The sequence below is a fragment of the Brevundimonas sp. UBA4553 genome (assembly GCF_002387245.1).
GTDB lineage: Bacteria > Pseudomonadota > Alphaproteobacteria > Caulobacterales > Caulobacteraceae > Brevundimonas.
The window spans coordinates 18,556-35,417 of sequence record NZ_DGLD01000006.1; the positions used below are offsets into that span (position 1 = coordinate 18,556).

Here is a 16,862-nt window from a genome sequence, read left to right on the forward strand (position 1 = left end):
CAGCTTTGTGCGCTTAATTGCGCTCGCCGCTCAGCGTTGTCCATGTTCAGGGCCGGACAAAACGTCTCAACCCCTTAATTGATAACGGTTCTCACTTTGAGTAGCCTGCGGTCGTCGGCCTTACGGGACCCCCCGCCCCAACGCGGGCTGCTTGATTGCCCACGGGCAGGCCTAAGCAATCAGTCCGTGGTTCGCTCCAACGCCATCAGCGGAACCCGCGTCACCTGCACGTCCTCCTTGTTGGTCGCGTAGCCGACGTAGAGCGCCCCGTTCCAGACGATGCTCTTGGGATAGTGGTAGCCGGGCCGCTTGTACTGACCTTCATACCGCAGGGGTTGAAGATCCCCTGCGCCGCGCAACAGGAAGCTGCGGTCGAAGACGCGCCCGTCGTTGCTCAGAGTCACAGCCAGCGGCATGCGGGGACGATCGGTGTTGGGCGCATTGACCAGATAGGCGGTCCCGTCGGGCAGGTTGCCCGCGCTCTGTTTGGCGCGCGCGTCCGGCATGTCAGTCAGGACCGGCGTGGTCCAGGTAACGCCCTGGTCGCAGCTTTCGGACGCGATCTGACGGAAGCTCAGCTCCTCGTCGCGGAAGACCATGACGGCGCAGTCGCCGCGCTGGAACAGGCTGGGCTCGATCTCGCGGCTGAGGCGCTTTTCGTGCTCGGCCGCCGCGCCGCTGGCGTCGCGCGGCAGGTTCTGCATCTGGCCGGGCGTCCAGCCCGACAGGCCCAGCGGGTCGTCGGTATAGAATGGCCCGGCGATCATACCCGGCCGCATATGGAAGCCGGTCATCAGGCGTCCGTCGATCAGATGCGGGTCCTGTTCGATCACGCCTTCTACGGGGCGGCCGTCGGCGCCCATGACACGGCGCGGCTCGCTCCAGGTCTCGCCGTCACGGCTCAGGCGGTATTCGGCATAGCCGCCCGCGCCCGACTGGAAACCGTCTGGCCAGACGTTGACATAGGCGACCAGGGTCTCGCCGTCCGTCCACCAGCCGCCGCTGGAACGCATCAGCCCGCCCTCGCCTGCCCGAGCCAGAACCGTCGGCGCGGGCCAGGTCTCGCCGTTGTCGCTGACGCTGTAGGCGACCCACGTGTCGGGCGCGTCTTCGTCACGCGCCGAGCTTTGCCACTGGGCGTAGAGCCGCCCTTTAAAAGGCATCAGCACCACGCCGTTGCTGAACCGGTCGGTCGCCTCGCTGGGCGCGAAGACGGTGAAGGTCTGGGTCCCTGCCGCCGGCTTCAGACCCAGATCAGGCGTCCCCGCCTGAAACAGCCCCGGGGCCGTGCGATAAGGCGCATCAGCCGGAGCAGCGGCGATCAGCCCCACCGCTGCTAGACCGATCAGCAGTGAAAACCCCCTCCGCCCCTTCACTGAGCCAGCGTGTCCAGGCGGCCGCGCAGCATCTGCACCATGGCCGAGAAGTCCTTGCCGCCGTAGCCGAGACCGTTGAACAGGGCGTAGAGGGCCTCGGCCTGGGCGCCCATGGGGGTCGTGGCGCCCGCCTTGGCGGCGGCGTCCTGAGCCAGTTTCAGGTCCTTCAGCATCATGGCCGTGGCGAAACCGCCCTCGTACTCGCGGTTCGACGGGGCGGTCGGGACCGGACCGGCCCAAGGGTAGTAGTTGCTGACGCTCCAGCACTGGCCCGAGGACTTGGAGGCGATCTCGAAGAAGCGCTCCGGCTCCAGGCCCAGCTTCTCGGCCAGGGCGATGGCCTCGCAGGTGCCGATCATGGAGATGCCCAGCAGCATGTTGTTGCAGATCTTGGCCGCCTGGCCCGCGCCATGATCGCCCGCACGGATGGTGATGCGGCTCATGGGAGCCAGCGCGGGTTCGACGCGGGCGAAGTCGGCCTCGTCGCAGCCGACCATGAAGGCCAGCGTCCCCGCGTCGGCGGCGGCCGTGCCGCCCGAGACGGGGGCGTCGGCGAAGGCGTAGCCCGCCTCTCTTGCCAGACCGGCGACCTTGCGCGCTGTCTCGACGTCGATGGTGGAGCAGTCCAGCAGCAGGGCGCTGGAGGGCGCCGCGCCGATGATCTGTTCCGAATAGACGCTGAGGACATGAGGCCCGGCGGGCAGCATGGTGATGACCACCTCCGCGTCCTTCACAGCCTCTGCGACCGAGGCGACCATGCGGCACCCGGCCTCGGCGGCGCGTTCCAGCGCGGCGGGCGACAGGTCGAAGGCGGCGACATCATGCCCGGCCTTGGCCTGATTGGCGGCCATGCCGCCGCCCATGTTGCCGAGACCGATGAAGGCGATGCGAGTCATCTGAAGCGTTTCCCTTATGGATTTTGGGGCAGGGTTAGCCCCTCCCCGCCCGCTTCGCCAGTCACCTGTTCGACAGTTTCAGCTCAGGCCGGTTTTCTGAACCGCAGCATGAACTGGCTGGTCTTTCCGCGAATGGATGGGTCGAAGACATTGGCCGTGCGCGGGTCGTCCGGGCGGGCCAAAAGGTCGCTCGCGCCGTCGAGAATAAAGCCCGCCGCCTCGACCTCGCGCTTGACCTGATCGATGTCGATACGGTGCAGACTGTCGGGTGCGTCCGGCCCCGCCCCCGCCGCCGCGTCATGGTCGATGATGACGTAAAGGCCGCCGGGCTTCAGCGCCCGATACGCCGCCGCGTTGACCTGAGCCGCCGTGTCCGTAGCGAAGGGTTTCAGATGCAGGTCGTGATAGTTCTGGGCGGTGAAGATCAGGTCCAGCCCCGCGGGCCATTCCGGCGCGCCGATGGGCGAGTTGATGGCGTCGGCGTTTTCGAGCGCAGCTGCCGCGGTCAGGGCTTCGCCATAGCTGGCCTGGAAGCCGATGAACTCGGCCGGTTGCCATGCGGTGACATGACCCTCTGGCCCGACGGCGGCCGAAAGCAGGCGGGTGAAATAGCCGCCGCCGATGATCATGTCGCCGATCTTCTGTCCCGGTTTCACCTCGGCGAAGGCCAGGGTGTCGGCGGCGTGGCGGGCGCTGTCGCGCGCCCGGTCTTCAGTCGTGCGGATCGGGCTGGCCAGAGCGGACTCATAGGCGGTGGTCGCCGTCTGGGCGGCGGCGAGGGGCGCCGCCGTCGCCAGGGAGGCGGCGACGAGGAAAGCAAGGAAGGGACGCACAGCTACTCCTCCTGTGATTTCAGCCAGTTCAGCCCGGCTTGCGGAAGCGATAGACGAACTGGTCGGTCTTGCCGCGAATGGCCTCGTCAAAGACGTTCAGTGTGTGGTCGTCAGCCGGGTTGGCGACGGCCGAGCTCTCGCCGTCAAAGACGAAACCGGCGGCCTCGACTTCCTTGCGCAGTTGGGCGCCTTCGATGCGATGCAGTGTCTCGACCGCCGTATTGCCGGCGCCGGGCGCAGCCTGATGGTCGATGACGACGAACAGGCCGCCGGGCTTCAGCGCCTTGAAGATGTCGGCGTTCATTTTCGTCACGTCCACGCCGAAACGCGGGATGTGGAAGTCGTGGTACTCCTGGCTCATGAAGACCACGTCCAGCGGCGCGTCGAAGGTCATGGCGTCCAGGTCGCCATTGACGCGGCTGACGTTGGGATAGGCGGCGACCAGAGCGTCGGCGCGCGGGTTCTCACGCTCGGCGGTCTTGTTCGGAACGAAGGCGTAGACGTGACCGCCCTCGCCCACCACCCGCGAAAACAGGCGGGTGAAGTAGCCTGCGCCAGGACGAATATCGGCGACGCGCTGACCCGGCTGAAGCTGGGCGAAAGCGAGGATTTCGGCCGGATGACGCAGCGGATCGCGGGCCACCTCGTCAGCGGGACGCAGGCTGCCGGCGACGGCGCTCTGATAGGCGGCGGGCGCGGCTGTCTGTGCCAGAGCCGGCGAACCGGCGAGCATCAGGGCCGAAAGGGCGGCGGCGAGCAGGCAGGACTTCATGGGAACGACCTTCCAGAAAAGCTGAACCGCATAAGGCGCTCGGATGGAACGACTGGCAAGCCGTCCCATCCGGCGGCGATCAGCCGGCCATGGCTGACGGCGACTGCTTCTCCTTCAGCGTGACCAGTTCCTCGGCCATCGTCGGGTGGACGGCGCAGGTGGCGTCCCACTGGGCCTTGGTCAGGCCGGCCTTCACGGCGATAGCGGCCAGCTGGATCATTTCAGGGCTTTCCGGGCCGACGATGTGGACGCCGACGACGCGTTGGCTTTCAGCGTCGACCACCAGCTTCATCAGCACCCGCTCATCCGAACCGGTGAAGGCGTACTTCATGGGCCGGAAGCGGGTCACATAGACATCGACCTCGCCCGGACAGGCGCGACGGGCCTCATGCTCGGTCAGGCCGACGACGCCGACCGGCGGCTGGCTGAAGACGGCGGTGGCGACGGCTTCATAGTCGAAGTGCTGAGGGTTGTTCTTGTAGACCGTCTGGTGGAAGGCGACCGCCTCGCGGATGGCGACCGGGGTCAGGTTCATCCGGTCGGTCACGTCGCCGATGGCCCAGATGTTGTCGACCGAGGTCTTCGAGAAGGGATCGACAGCGATGGCGCCTTCGTCGTTCAGTTCGACGCCAGCGTTCTCAAGCCCCAGCCCCTTGACGTAGGGGACGCGGCCGGTGGCGAACATGATGACGTCGTGCTCCATCGTCATGCCGTTGCCGAGATGGCTGACCAGGCCTGTCTCTGTCTTCTCGATCGAGGTATGCTGGCAGCCCAGGATGACCTTGACGCCGCGCTTCTCGATCTCGCCCGCCAGATGGGCGCGCACGTCGTCGTCGAAGCCGCGCAGGATGTTGGGACCGCGATAGATCAGCGTCGTCTCGACGCCCAGACCCGCGAAGATGCCCGCGAACTCGACCGCGATATAGCCGCCGCCCGCGATCATGATGCGCTTGGGCAGTTGCGGCAGGTGGAAGGCTTCTTCCGACGTGATGGCGTGTTCGACGCCCGGCAGGTCCTCGGGCTTCCACGGACGCCCGCCGGTGGCGATCAGGATCTTCTCGGCGGTGAAGGTCTGGTTCTTGCCGACGATCTCGACCGTGTGGGCGTCCTTCATCACGGCGCGGCCGTGGACCAGATCGACCCCCGCCTTGCCCAGGTTGGCGGCGTAGATGCCCGACAGACGGGCGATCTCGACGTCCTTGGCCTGAAGGAAGGTCGGCCAGTCGAATTTCGCATTGTCGAAGGACCAGCCGTAGCCCTCGGCGATCTCCAACGCGTGGCTGACTTCCGAGGCCATGACCATGAACTTCTTGGGCACGCAGCCGCGGATGACGCAGGTGCCGCCGACCCGATATTCCTCAGCCACGGCCACCTTCTTGCCGCCCAGGGCGGTCAGGCGCGCGGCGCGCACGCCGCCGGAGCCGGCGCCGATGACGAAGAGGTCGTAGTCGTAGGTCGTGGTCATCGGGGGCTCCGGGGAATCAGACTCGAAAAAGAGTCCAATTCGTCTGAATCGTCTAAAATCTGCACGGCCGAACCGCAGCGCTGACCCGACTTAGGCGCCACAACCTCCCGGGGCAATCGTTCAGCCCACCAGATGATTACGCAAATAGCTAAGGTCGAGGGCATGCCTCAATCCGCGGAGGTCACACCCAGATCGGGAATGCCGCCACCACGGGCGATCCAGACGACCTGCATCACTCGGCCCCGACCGAAAGACCGAACGATGAAGGATGAACGTCGTTTTGTTTTGTGACATTGCAGGCTAAGTTAGAGGATCACTTCGACGGAGACGGTCATGATCGCTCAATTGCTCGCCGCGCTGCTCGCCACGACAGGACTGCCCGAAGGCCAAGCCTCTGCACAGCCGCAGGCTTCAAGTGCTGAAAGCGAACAGGCGGTTAGACTGGAAGACGTTGAGGTGACGGGCCGACGGCTGGACTCGCTGATCCAGTCCTTCGTCAATGAAGTCGCCGCGCCTAACGCCGGTCGAGGCATTGCGCGCTGGGACAGAACCATCTGTGTCGGCGTCGCCAACCTTCGCGGAGACGCTGCGCACTATATAGTCGATCGCGTTTCCACGGTCGCAGAGGATGTCGGCCTGACACCTGGTGCACCCGGATGCCAGCCCAACCTGCTCATCGTCGCAACCGACGACGGCAATGCTCTGGCCACCCACATGGCGGAGAACAACAAACGGGCCCTTCGCATGGGCGGGTCCGGCATGGATCAGGGCGGCGCCGCACTGCGCCGCTTCCAGGAAACGGATCGTCCCGTGCGGTGGTGGCAGGTCAGCATGCCCGTCGATTCTGAAACCGGTCAGCGCGCCACTCGCATCTTCGGCGAATGCCGCGCCCCTTGCGAATCGCCCATGGATTATGCGCCGGTCATCAACACCTTCTCAGCGTCGCGGTTGAGGACCCAGATCGTCGATAACATCTTCCGCACTGTCGTGATCGTGGACGTGGACGACATTAATCAGGTCAGCATCACCCAACTGGCGGACTATATCGCCATGGTGTCCCTGGCCCAGATCAACCCGGAAGCCGACACCAGCGCCTATGCGTCAATCCTGAATGTCTTCGCCGACCCGTCGATTGCAACGGGTCTGACCGAATGGGACAAGGCTTATTTGGGCGGATTGTACGATGCCGAACGTTCTCAGAAGAACATGCGCTCAGGCAAAACCGAAATCGAGGCCTCCATTCAACGCGCCCACACCCGGCTAGCTGAAGCCCCCCAGGAAGCCGACGCGGCTACGGATTAAGCATCTCCACGCCCTCGTCCGTGCCGATGACGGCCAGGTCGGTGAGGTCAAGGAAGAGGCCGTGTTCGACCACGCCGGTCAGGCTCTTGAGGTCGGCGGCGAGGCGGGCTGGGTCGGCGATGACTTTGCAGGCCGCGTCGTAGATCAGGTTGCCGCCATCGGTGCGGACCAGGCCGCGCTCAGCCTGACGGACGCGGGCGGGCATGGGGATGTCGTGGTCGGTCAGGACATCGGCGATGCGGTTGGCGGTGGTCTTGTGGCCGAAGGCGACGACCTCGATCGGCAGGGGGAAGGTCCCCAGCGCCGGCACCACCTTGGCCGCGTCGGCGATGCAGATGCAGCGGGCGGACGCCTCCCACACCAGTTTCTCGCGCAGCAGGGCCGCGCCGCCGCCCTTGATCAGGGCTAGGCCCGGGCCGATCTCGTCGGCCCCGTCGACGGTCAGGTCGATGCGGGGGGTGTCCTCCAGCGTCGATAGGGTCAGGCCCAGTTCGCGCGCCAGATCAGCAGTGCGTTCCGACGTCGGCACGCAGCGCAGGTCCGGCAGGTTGCGCGCAGCCAAGGCTTTTACGAACCAGGCGGCGGTGGAGCCGGTCCCCAGACCGACCACCATGCCAGCCTCGACATAGGCGGCGGCGGCTTCGCCAGCGTTCTTCTTCTGCAGGTCGCTCATTGGGATTTCGCCGCCTTCTTCGCGCGCATCGTGTCCATGAAACGGGTGGCCCAGCCCGGCTTGCTGGCCTGAGCGGCGCGGGCCAGGGCGAGATCGCCCGGCGCGACATCCTTCGTCACCACCGACCCAGAGCCGACCATGGCGCCCGCGCCAATAGTCACGGGGGCGACCAGCGAGGAGTTCGAGCCGACAAAGGCCCCCTCGCCCACCGTGGTCCGGTGCTTGAAGAAGCCGTCGTAGTTACAGAAGATCGTGCCCGCGCCGATGTTGGCTTTCGCGCCCACATGGCCGTCGCCGAGATAGGCCAGATGGTTGGCCTTGGCGCCCGCATCCATGCGGACGTTCTTGACCTCGACGAAGTTGCCGATCTTGACGCCTTCGCCCAGATCCGCCCCGGGGCGAAGGCGGGCGTAGGGTCCGACCTCGGCCTTGGCGGCGATCTTGGCGCCCTCCACGTGGCTGAAGCTGCGGATGCGCGCGCCCTCGGCCACAACCGCGCCGGGGCCGAAGACGACGAAGGGCTCTATGGTCGTGCCGGCGCCGACCTGGGTGTCCCAGGCGAAATGGACGGTGTCGGGGGCGCTCATGGTGACGCCGGCCGCCAGGAAGTGCTCGCGCTGAGCCTGCTGGAACAGGGCTTCGGCCTGGGCCAGTTCGCCCTGCGCATTGACGCCCATGACTGAGTCCTCGACGGCGAAGACGGCGCGGGTTGGGGCGCCGCGCTTGCGGGCCAGTTCGACCACGTCGGTCAGGTAGTATTCACCCTTGGCGTTGTCGTTCTTCACCTCGGCCAGAAGGTCGAACAGCAGGCCGACAGGGGCGGCCATGACGCCGGAGTTGCAGGCGGTGACGGCCAGAACCTCAAGTGAGGCTTCCTTGGCCTCGGTGATGGCCAGCAGATCGTCGCCTTGCAGGATCAGTCGACCATAGGCGCCGGGGTCGCGGGCCTCAAAGCCGATGACGGTGACGCCTTCGTGCACATCAGCGAAGACCGGCTCGATGTCGGCGGCCTTCAGCAAGGGCACGTCGCCATAGGTCACGACCACATGGCCGATGAAGTCGCCCAACACGGCCTCGGCGGCGCGGACAGCGTGGCCGGTGCCGAGCGGCGGATCCTGAACAGCGACGGAGTCCTCGCCCAGACGCTTTTCGACATGGGCGCGGACCTCGGGCGAATGGCTGCCGACCACCACGACGATGCGCTCGCAGCCCAGGGCCTCGGCGGCGTCGATGGCGTGGTCCAGCATGGCGCGCTGGCCGACGGGGTGCAGCACCTTGGGCAACGGCGACTTCATCCGCGTGCCCTGGCCTGCGGCAAGGATGATGGCGGCGCGAGGATGTGGTGCGGTCATGAGTCGATCCGGCGGCTTGTCGTCCTGCGCGATCTAGCCCATTGCCGGGGTCTGCGCGAGCCGGGAGACGACATGAGCACTGAACGCGATCTGCAAGGCTGGACCATCGCCTTTGATCTGGACGGGACCTTGGTGGACTCGGCGCCCGATCTGATCGGCACGCTGAACCGGATGCTGGCCCAGTATGAACTGCCGTCCGTGCCCATGTCCTCGGCCCGGCATCTGGTCGGACATGGCGCCATGGCCCTGTTGCGGCACGGCTTCATGGAGGCGGGCGCCGTCTGGGACGAGGCCCATGCGCCCGGCCTGTTCGAGCGCTTCATCGAGGACTATCTGGCCCACATCGCCGACGAAAGCACCGTGTTCGACGGCGTGGTCCCGGCGCTGGAGCGGCTGGCCGCGCGCGGCGCCATCCTGTGCGTCGCCACCAACAAGCGCACCGACCTGTCGGTGGCCCTGATCGAAGCGCTGGGCCTGACCCGGCATTTCGCCTTCGTCGCCGGGCCGGACGCGGTCTCGGCGCGCAAGCCCAGCGGCGCCCATATCCATGAGGCGGTGCAGAAGGCCGGGGGCGATCCGGCGCGCTGCGTCATGGTCGGCGACAGCACCACGGACACCAAGGCGGCCAATGATGCGGGGGTGCCCTGCATCGTCGTCGGCTTCGGCTATAACGACGTGCCGCGCGAAGAGCTGGGCGGGGACGTGGTGATCGATCACTACGACCGGTTCGAAGCGGCGCTGGCTGAGGTGATGGGCGGCTGAGGCGGCGGCCTCAGGGGGAGAGACAGATGAACACCAAGACCTTCTATCTGGCTATGGCTGTAGTCGGGGCCGTGGTCCCCTGGCTATTCTTCGGGTCCTTCTTCGCCCTGAACGGGCTCGATATTCCGCTCTTTCTGAAGTCGCTGTTCGCCAACGGCGCAGCCGGCGGCTTCTCCGCCGATGTGCTGATCACCATAGTCATATTCTGGGTGTGGTCATGGCGGGATGCAGCCCGGCACCGCGTCCCGCGCTGGTGGCTGGTGCTTCCAGCAAGCTTCTGTGTCGGACTGTCGCTGGCGCTGCCGCTCTATCTCTATTTGCGTGAGCGGGCGCTGAGATCATGAGGATCTAGAAAAACTAAAAGGAGCGACAGAACTTCTCAGCGTCAATCGCTCCCGTCGCGGTTGCCGTCCGCGCGCGCGAGAAACACATAGACCGACCGCTCCTCCCCAAGGGTTGTCATGCTTCGTCGCTTCTTCGCTATTCCGCTCTGGCAGCGCACCGCCGCCGGTTTCGCCCTGGGCATCATCGCCGGCCTGATTCTGCGCGAGCAGGCGACGGTCTGGCTGCAACCGATCGGGGACGTCTATCTGAATCTGATCCGCATGGTGGTGGCGCCCCTGGTGCTGTTCACCATCGCCAGTTCGATCGCCAAGCTGGGCGAAGGGGTCGGCGCGGTGCGGCTGGGGGTGCGGACCATCGTCTGGTTCGCCATCACCTCGCTGCTGGCGGTGCTGGTCGGCTTCGCCTTTGGCCACATCATCAATCCCGGCGTCGGCCTGTCCAACCTGCCGCTGGGCGAGGTGAAGGAGCGGGTCATCCCCACGCCGCTGCAGGTCCTGCTGGGCGTGGTGCCGACCAATCCCTTCGCCTCTCTGGCCGAGGGCAAGGTGTTGCAGATCATCTTCTTCTCGGCCCTGCTGGGCGCGGCCCTGGTGGCGCTGGGCGACCGGGCGCAGACGGCGCGCCGGCTGGTGGACGAAGGCGCGGCCCTGGTGTTTCGCATCACCCGCTGGGTGATCCAATTGACGCCGTTCGGGGTGTTCGGCCTGATCGGCTCGGTCGTCGGCGGCTATGGCTGGGAGGCGCTGCTGCCGCTGGGCAAGTTCATCTTCGCCATCTATGCGGCCTGCCTGTTCCACATCCTGATCGTCTATTCGGGCCTGCTGAAGCTGCACGGCCTGAAGATCCGCAGCTTCTTCCGCGGGGCCTTTGCGGCCCAGCAGACGGCCTTCGCCACATCATCCTCGTTGGGCACCCTGCCCATCACCCTGCGTCAGACGGTCGAGCGTCTGGGCGTGCCGCAAGCCTATGCCGCCTTCGCCGTGCCCCTGGGGGCCAATGTGAAGATGGACGGCTGCGGCGCCATCTATCCGGCCATCGCCTCGATCTTCATCGCCCAGTATTTCCAGATCGATCTGACGCTGACGCAATATGTCCTGATCGGCCTGACCGCGGTCCTGGGTTCGCTGGGGACGGCGGGCGTGCCCGGGACCAGCATCGTCATGCTGACCCTGACCCTGTCGACGGCGGGCCTGCCGCTGGAAGGCATCGGCTACATCGTCGCCATCGACCGGATCATCGACATGATGCGCACCGCCACCAACGTCACCGGCCAGATGCTGGTCCCCGTCCTGGTGGCCAAGGAGGAAGGCGTCCTGAACGAGGACATCTACAACGGTCACGTCGCCTGGCTGCCCGGCGACCCCGAGGCGGAGACGCCGGAAGGCGTTCGCACCGCCGGTATTTGATCGAATAGGCTTGCCGTCGTCGGAATCGCGGGCTACATCGCGCCTCCCGACGGCCCAAGCCTTTCTGATTTGGCCGTTCTGCGCTGGACGCGTAGCTCAGCGGGAGAGCACCTCGTTCACACCGAGGGGGTCACAGGTTCAATCCCTGTCGCGTCCACCATTTTTCCCCTTATCGTACAACAACATAGAACCCGTCGATCGGCTCTTGCCCTCAATGCCCAAGCCTTGACCTCGTTAGGGGGGCGCTAGGGGGGCGCCGAAAACCTCGCTCAAAACGGCGTTTCAGGCTGTTTCAAGCACGAAATTCCACGAACAAGCAGGGTAGCATCACCGTCGCCTGCCCGGAACGCTCCCAGCAAGGCCCGACGAAGGCCCCGCGGTGAAACGACCCAGGCATACCAACGGCGCCGGTTCACTCAGTCCTGAGCGGACGGAGGCATACTGGTGGCAGCAGGCGAACTCGGATTGGTCGTGCTCGGGGACGGGGTGGTTGTCCCCGACCCCTGAAGCACGGGCGAGTCCGGCGCCTCCGTGGCGACCGCGCCGTTGACCGCCTCGCTGGATGACGCTGCCGTCCCCGGCCCTGTGGGAACATCAGTCAGGGTCCCCACCTCCCCCACAGGCTCCCCTTCCGCCCCGGACGCTTCTCGCGCCTGCCGGTCGGCGTCTCTGCTGCAGGCGGCGGCCAGCAGACCAAGGACAGCCAGGCCGGCCGCGATCTTGATATAGGTCTTCATGTCGAGCTCCCTTTTCACACACCGGAAAGAGCGAGGCCGAGGATTGTTGCGACTGTTGTCTTCCGGTCAGTCCCGACGAGGATCACAGGGTCCCTGCGACCTCAGCCCGCCCGTCTCCGGGGCGTAGCCTTCTTCGCCCTTTCCGAAGCCGCTGGCTGCTTGGCCGTCCGCGCGCCTTTGCGAGGTTCAGCGCTTGGAGCCTTCAGGCTGGCGCGAAGCGCGGCCATCAGATCCACGACATTGGTGTCCTCCGGCTCGGCGGCGCGGACAGGCTTACGACCCTTCTGTTTGGAAGCGATCAGAGCTTTGAGCGCTTCCTCGTATCGATCGACAAACTGGTCGGGGTCGAAAGGCCCCGCCTTCTGCTCGATGATGCGCCGCGCGATATCGACCATGGCCGGATCCGGCGCCGTGTCCGAGATGGCTCCAAACACGTCCCGCATGGCGCGGACCTCTCCCTGCGTCCGGAGGGAATAGGCGAGGATTCCCTGGTCCCGGGGCTCCAGCGCCAGCAGACGCTCCCGGGTGGAGAGGACCACGCGCCCCAGGGCGATCTTGCCTTCCGAGCGCATGGCCTCCCGGATGACGCCGAAGGCCTCCTCCGCCAGCGCCCCGGCCGGCGCGAGGTAGTAGGGATTATCCCAATAGAGGCGGTCGATCTCCTCCTCAGGCACGAAGCGCTCGATATCGATCGTCTTCGTGCTCTCCAGCTTGACCGACCTTATCTCCTCGTCGGTCAGGAGGATGTATTCGTCCTTGGCGACAGCGTAGCCCTTGACCAGGGACGACCGTTCGACCGGGCCGGTATCCGGGTCGGTGGTGATCATCCGGATGCGATTATTGGTCTCGGGATTGATGAGATTGAAGTGAACCTCGCCCCCCGAATTGGTCGCCGTGTACAGGGCGACAGGGCAGGTCACGAGGGACAGACGCAAATGTCCCTGCCAGGTGGGGCGATACGCCATTTCGGATCTCCGGAACGGACGCCGCGCCCGTCGCGCCGAATCAACACGATGAGACGGGTTTCGCTCCCCGGGCGACGTCGAACCGGAGCTGTCGGCTCAGCTGCAAGTTTCAGCCTGACCGTCCTCCAGGTCGATGACGAAGCAGTGCTCGCGCCCTCCCTCCATATCCGCCACGAAGAGACGGACCTCGTTCCCGGCGTTCACAGGAGGAAAGTATAGTTCAGCGTACCCGACCGCCGCCGCCTCGAAGGTGGGAGCCTCGATCACGTGACCATGAGCTCGGCCAGCACTTTCGGCGTAGACAAAAAAGCGGTTGTGTCCAGTTCCGGTCATTGAGACCTCCTCAGCCTTGGGAAGGCCCAATCATATTTGACCGCCAACCTCGGCCGGGACCGAGCGGCCCGCAAGTCGGACACGCCTCCTTTCGAACGCTTGGCAGGTCAGGCGTCCGGCCGCGACCCATCGGCGCCCTTCCGAGGCCCGCCTGGATGACGACGGCTCCATCGGATCGCCGCCGCAGCCACCAGCGCAAAGACCAGACCGAGACCGAAAAGCAGGACGTTCATGCGCCCTCCCCCGGACTCCATCCCCGTCCAATGCGTCTGAAAGTGCGGCTGACCAGAAACAGTCCCATGGCCACCGGTACGGCTCCGAGAATGACCAGAAGGAAGGCGAGGAGCATCTGCATATCAAACCAGCGCCGGGCGAGCCCCGAAGGTTCCCGACGGCGTCGCCCTCTTCCCGCAGGCGTTCAACAGGGCGTCAAGGGTCGCTCCATCCTGTATGCGGACGCGCGCCCGGGGCTTGTCTTCGGATGGGAAGGCCTGGGTCGCCCGCCTTTCGCCACACGCCAAAACGTCGTCTGGCGTAGCGCCGGACATCCCCTGTCAGCCTTGCCTTCCATCTCCACGGCTGCGGTCGCCATGTCGCCGTCGTTCAGCACCCTGACATCCGGCGTCCAGCCCGCTCGACCGGACGAAGAGGCGCGGTTGACGCGTGAGATCGGGCGGCCTGTGGTCGGCGAAGGCGGATCGCGCGAGCCCCGAGAAGGCCGCCGCGTTGGCCGCCTCTCGCCCGGGCGGGTCGCCCTAGCGCGCCGGGGTCTCAGCCATCCCGTTCGGTTCCGTCGTCGCCGTATTCTCGGCGGACACGCTTGAAGTGGCGTCCGCCTCGGTGGAGGCGGCTTCGGGGGCGGCGCGTTCAGCCTCCCTGCTGCCGCATGCGGCGAGCGTCAGAAGCGTCGCGGCGCCGATCGGCAAGGCAATGTGCTTTCTCATGGGGAGCTCCTTCGCCCGAACCAACGACGGTTGAGCTGGGGCGTTGCAGTCCAGGTGCGAAAGAGCTCTCGGCCGGCCACTTAAAGTCCGGTAGCGCGGCAGGCTTGAGGGTTAGCGGTCCAGCGAACCCGTGGTCCAGCCCAGTCCCCGAGCGCCGGAGGGCTTCGCTCGACGCGACCGAAAAGGAACGCCGCGCTTCCTCATCTGTTGGCACGAAATCCCACCACGAAACGAACTCATGGCCGCAGACGCAGAACCGATCTTTGAACCCGATGTCATCGTCATCGGCGCCGGACCAGCAGGCCTCACCGCGGCCCTGTATCTGGCTCGATATCGCCGGAAGGTTCTCGTGCTGCATGACGGGAAGAGCCGGGCCCTGCGCATTCCCCTCACACACAATGCGCCCGGATTCCCGGAAGGGGTTCGGGGACCGGATTTGATCGCACGCATGACACGCCACGCCGTTCGGTACGGCGCGGCCATCCAGGAGGCGGAGGTGGCGGCGATCAAGGCCGTAGCTGGCGGATTCCGCCTTCATCTCGCGGACGGCTCCCGGCGGTCGAGCCGCGCCGTCGTCCTGGCGACCGGCGTGGATCTCGCCCAGGTCGATCTGCCCGAAGCCGTCCATGAGGCGGCCATCCGGGCGGGAGTGTTGCGATACTGCCCGGTCTGCGACGGATATGAGCATATCGACGAACGGATAGGCGTGATCGGCTGCGACACCAATGGCGCCGCTGAAGCTCTCTTCCTGCGCGGGTATTCCCGGAACGTCACGCTCATGCCGCTGGACTTTCCCGAGCTCTCCTCCGCCGAGGCCCGGGCCTTGGCCGATGCGGGAATCCGGTTGGAGACCGGCGCCCTCCGCGCTCTCGAGCCCGGTCCCGACGACATCACCGTGCGTCTCGACACAGGCGTCCTGCTGACTTTCGACGTCGTCTACCCGGCCCTCGGGTGCAGACCGCGTTCCTCCTTGGCGAAGCAGCTTGGGCTCTCCCTCACCGAAGCCGGCTGCGTAACGTCCGACTCCGCCTTCGACAGCCCGGTGAAGGGCGTCTTCGCCGCAGGCGACCTCGTGGAAGGCCTGGATCAGATCAGCGTGGCCATGGGTCACGGCGCCGTGGCGGCCACAAGGGCGCACAACTGGCTGCGCGCGCAGGACCGGTCCACGCTCCCCAGCAAGAGCCCGACCTAGACGTCGCGGTCTGCTGCATCACCCGTTTTGCGCCAGAGGGCGTCGGTGTCTGGAAGGAGAGCCGGGCAAGCCCGCAGACCAGGGACTGACCGCCGTCCGCTTCATCCTGGGATGCTCCACGGCGTCATGGCCCTAGGCCTGTCCGTGACGCTCCCTTGGCCACGCTGACGCCCCGGGCGGCCGTTTCCCGAGAGCGTTCGATCCGGAACCCGGTCCCGGTCCGGGTTTCCTAGCCGGCGGAGGTCGGTCGGGAAGACGACGCTGGGTTGGTCCCCTCCTCGCCGACATGGTGTTCGAACCGCCCGCTCTCCACCTCTGTGCGGGAGAACACCTCTTCCTGCCCATCGATCAGCAATTCGTCCGTCAGATCATCGACCGCCTCGGCTGCGCCTTCCTGAAGGGGCGCCTTCGGGGCGGGCGCGTCGCGCTGATCAGCGGGCCGAGCCTCATCGGATGCTTCGTTCGTGACCATGTGTCTGCGTCTCCATCGAAATGCGCCCCCCGGACACCAACCCCTGACGTCGGCGCGGGTTCGAGCGGCGCGGATCGAGACCATGAGGAGTCCGGCGGGACGGGCCCGCGCCCTGCCGGGCGGGTGGCTCGGTCTGAGACCGATACCCGTCTTGTCGGAACCAGGCGCGATTGGCCCGATTGATCGATCTCATACGGAGGAATGACAATGAAAGCCGTCAATCTCATCACCCTTCTCCTGGTCATCGTCGGGGCCGTGAACTGGGGCCTCGTCGGCGCCGTCGATTTCAACCTCGTCGCCGCCCTCTTCGGCGACGGCTCGGCGATCACCCGCGGCGTCTACATCCTTGTCGGACTTTCGGGTCTCTGGCAGCTCGCGCCCTTCGCCCGCGCCCTGCGGATCGATGAACCGCGGGCTGAGGCCGGCCGTCGCTTCGCTCGCTGAAACGCCTCAGGGCCCGCCGCGCCCTAGCCGGGACCGTCCAGCCCCTTTCGGGAGGAACCATGATCTACTTCTGTTTCATCGAGAGCGATGACCAGCATGATGTCGAAATGAAGCTGCTGGGAGCCGTCGACGACGACCAGGCGATGCGGGAGGCCGGAGCCCTCCGATTCGGCGGTCGGACCGGCTACGTCTTCGACGGCGATCGCTCGGTCGGATCGGTGGAGACGTCCCGGGAGCCGGCGTCGGAAGACGCCTTCTTCGGCAGGATGGATCGCGAACCGTTCGGCGCGCCTCTCCTTCCCGGCGCCGCCGCCTGACCTGTTTCGACGATCAACGCCGGCGTTCAAATCTCACCCGGTCCTTGCCGATGATGAGACGGGCGTGGAAACCGGCTGAGCGCCAGGCGTCCCGCTGGACCTGCCGGGACGTCCGTTCAACGCCGTCGGCCCACCACTCGGGAAGGCTCGCGCCCTTGGGAAGCATGGCGCGCAGGATGAGCTCGATCTCGGCGAAGCTCAACTCGAGCGTCTCGACCTTCTGCTTCTTCAGGTATCGGCGAAGCGGATCATATTTCCCCATGACGCCTATGACCG

18 protein-coding genes, 1 tRNA gene and 1 pseudogene are annotated in these 16,862 nt (G+C 66.1%); 8 read left to right on the plus strand and 12 right to left on the minus strand.

Features of this window, described 5'->3' with window-relative positions:
* Window positions 1-179 precede the first annotated feature (179 nt).
* From B4A39_RS04850 to gor, 5 genes and pseudogenes are all read right to left on the minus strand, one after another.
* Window positions 180-1,331: a sialidase family protein gene (locus tag B4A39_RS04850; protein ID WP_292033898.1), complete on the minus strand. Its 1,152-nt coding sequence runs from the start codon at window positions 1,329-1,331 to the stop codon at window positions 180-182.
* Window positions 1,332-1,372: 41 nt separating this feature from the next.
* Window positions 1,373-2,329 (minus strand): annotated as a pseudogene (mmsB, locus tag B4A39_RS04855) (3-hydroxyisobutyrate dehydrogenase); the annotation flags it as partial.
* A gap of 26 nt (window positions 2,330-2,355) precedes the next feature.
* On the minus strand, window positions 2,356-3,105 hold the full coding sequence (locus B4A39_RS04860; RefSeq protein WP_292033901.1) for a class I SAM-dependent methyltransferase: 750 nt from the start codon (window positions 3,103-3,105) through the stop codon (window positions 2,356-2,358).
* A gap of 28 nt (window positions 3,106-3,133) precedes the next feature.
* Complete coding sequence (locus B4A39_RS04865) at window positions 3,134-3,877, minus strand: class I SAM-dependent methyltransferase (protein ID WP_292033904.1); 744 nt, start codon at window positions 3,875-3,877, stop codon at window positions 3,134-3,136.
* Window positions 3,878-3,956: 79 nt separating this feature from the next.
* The gene (gor, locus tag B4A39_RS04870; protein ID WP_292033907.1) at window positions 3,957-5,342 is read right to left on the minus strand and encodes a glutathione-disulfide reductase; all 1,386 of its coding nucleotides are present in this window, start codon (window positions 5,340-5,342) and stop codon (window positions 3,957-3,959) included.
* Between the two features lie 333 nt (window positions 5,343-5,675).
* Here gor and B4A39_RS04875 point away from each other — a divergent pair, with 333 nt between their 5' ends.
* The gene (locus tag B4A39_RS04875) at window positions 5,676-6,644 is read left to right on the plus strand and encodes a hypothetical protein (RefSeq protein ID WP_292033910.1); all 969 of its coding nucleotides are present in this window, start codon (window positions 5,676-5,678) and stop codon (window positions 6,642-6,644) included.
* Here the strand turns inward: B4A39_RS04875 and rpiA are convergent.
* Window positions 6,634-7,317 (minus strand): ribose-5-phosphate isomerase RpiA, encoded by a 684-nt coding sequence (gene rpiA / locus B4A39_RS04880; RefSeq protein ID WP_292033913.1) that lies wholly within the window; start codon window positions 7,315-7,317, stop codon window positions 6,634-6,636. The two genes, B4A39_RS04875 and rpiA, sit on opposite strands and share 11 nt — an antisense overlap.
* Window positions 7,314-8,669 (minus strand): bifunctional UDP-N-acetylglucosamine diphosphorylase/glucosamine-1-phosphate N-acetyltransferase GlmU, encoded by a 1,356-nt coding sequence (gene glmU, locus B4A39_RS04885; RefSeq protein WP_292033916.1) that lies wholly within the window; start codon window positions 8,667-8,669, stop codon window positions 7,314-7,316. Before glmU ends, rpiA begins: the two co-directional genes overlap by 4 nt.
* Before the next feature lie 72 nt (window positions 8,670-8,741).
* Here glmU and B4A39_RS04890 point away from each other — a divergent pair, with 72 nt between their 5' ends.
* The 4 genes from B4A39_RS04890 to B4A39_RS04905 all read left to right on the plus strand — a co-directional run bounded on the left by B4A39_RS04890 (window position 8,742) and on the right by B4A39_RS04905 (window position 11,342).
* The gene (locus B4A39_RS04890) at window positions 8,742-9,431 is read left to right on the plus strand and encodes an HAD-IA family hydrolase (RefSeq protein ID WP_292033918.1); all 690 of its coding nucleotides are present in this window, start codon (window positions 8,742-8,744) and stop codon (window positions 9,429-9,431) included.
* A gap of 26 nt (window positions 9,432-9,457) precedes the next feature.
* Window positions 9,458-9,775, plus strand: a complete 318-nt coding sequence (locus tag B4A39_RS04895; RefSeq protein ID WP_292033921.1) for a DUF2834 domain-containing protein — start codon at window positions 9,458-9,460, stop codon at window positions 9,773-9,775.
* Between the two features lie 117 nt (window positions 9,776-9,892).
* Entirely contained in the window at window positions 9,893-11,182 is a 1,290-nt protein-coding gene (locus B4A39_RS04900; protein WP_292033923.1) for a dicarboxylate/amino acid:cation symporter, read from the plus strand.
* 85 nt (window positions 11,183-11,267) lie between these two features.
* A tRNA-Val gene (locus tag B4A39_RS04905) sits at window positions 11,268-11,342 on the plus strand.
* Between the two features lie 678 nt (window positions 11,343-12,020).
* On the opposite strand, the gene B4A39_RS04910 is transcribed toward B4A39_RS04905, so the two are convergent.
* The 3 genes from B4A39_RS04910 to B4A39_RS04920 form a co-directional block, all read right to left on the minus strand.
* Window positions 12,021-12,884 carry a Ku protein gene (locus B4A39_RS04910; protein WP_292033925.1) on the minus strand — a complete coding sequence of 288 codons (864 nt, stop codon included), beginning with the start codon at window positions 12,882-12,884 and terminating at the stop codon, window positions 12,021-12,023.
* Between the two features lie 96 nt (window positions 12,885-12,980).
* Window positions 12,981-13,217 carry a DUF5961 family protein gene (locus B4A39_RS04915; protein WP_292033927.1) on the minus strand — a complete coding sequence of 79 codons (237 nt, stop codon included), beginning with the start codon at window positions 13,215-13,217 and terminating at the stop codon, window positions 12,981-12,983.
* 755 nt (window positions 13,218-13,972) lie between these two features.
* Window positions 13,973-14,161, minus strand: coding sequence for a hypothetical protein (locus B4A39_RS04920; protein ID WP_292033929.1), 189 nt, complete (start codon window positions 14,159-14,161; stop codon window positions 13,973-13,975).
* 238 nt (window positions 14,162-14,399) lie between these two features.
* Between B4A39_RS04920 and B4A39_RS04925 the strand changes: the two genes are divergently transcribed.
* Window positions 14,400-15,353 carry an NAD(P)/FAD-dependent oxidoreductase gene (locus B4A39_RS04925; RefSeq protein WP_292033932.1) on the plus strand — a complete coding sequence of 318 codons (954 nt, stop codon included), beginning with the start codon at window positions 14,400-14,402 and terminating at the stop codon, window positions 15,351-15,353.
* A gap of 229 nt (window positions 15,354-15,582) precedes the next feature.
* Here the strand turns inward: B4A39_RS04925 and B4A39_RS04930 are convergent, their stop codons facing one another.
* The gene (locus B4A39_RS04930) at window positions 15,583-15,825 is read right to left on the minus strand and encodes a hypothetical protein (RefSeq protein WP_292033936.1); all 243 of its coding nucleotides are present in this window, start codon (window positions 15,823-15,825) and stop codon (window positions 15,583-15,585) included.
* Window positions 15,826-16,032: 207 nt separating this feature from the next.
* On the opposite strand from B4A39_RS04930, the gene B4A39_RS04935 reads away from it, so the two are divergent.
* Both B4A39_RS04935 and B4A39_RS04940 read left to right on the plus strand, forming a co-directional pair.
* The gene (locus B4A39_RS04935) at window positions 16,033-16,269 is read left to right on the plus strand and encodes a DUF378 domain-containing protein (protein WP_292033938.1); all 237 of its coding nucleotides are present in this window, start codon (window positions 16,033-16,035) and stop codon (window positions 16,267-16,269) included.
* A gap of 59 nt (window positions 16,270-16,328) precedes the next feature.
* A complete protein-coding gene (locus B4A39_RS04940; protein WP_292033941.1) occupies window positions 16,329-16,586 on the plus strand; it encodes a hypothetical protein in 258 nt (85 codons plus the stop codon).
* Window positions 16,587-16,599: 13 nt separating this feature from the next.
* Here the strand turns inward: B4A39_RS04940 and B4A39_RS04945 are convergent, their stop codons facing one another.
* On the minus strand, window positions 16,600-16,848 hold the full coding sequence (locus B4A39_RS04945) for a DUF7662 domain-containing protein (RefSeq protein WP_292033943.1): 249 nt from the start codon (window positions 16,846-16,848) through the stop codon (window positions 16,600-16,602).
* Window positions 16,849-16,862 lie beyond the last annotated feature (14 nt).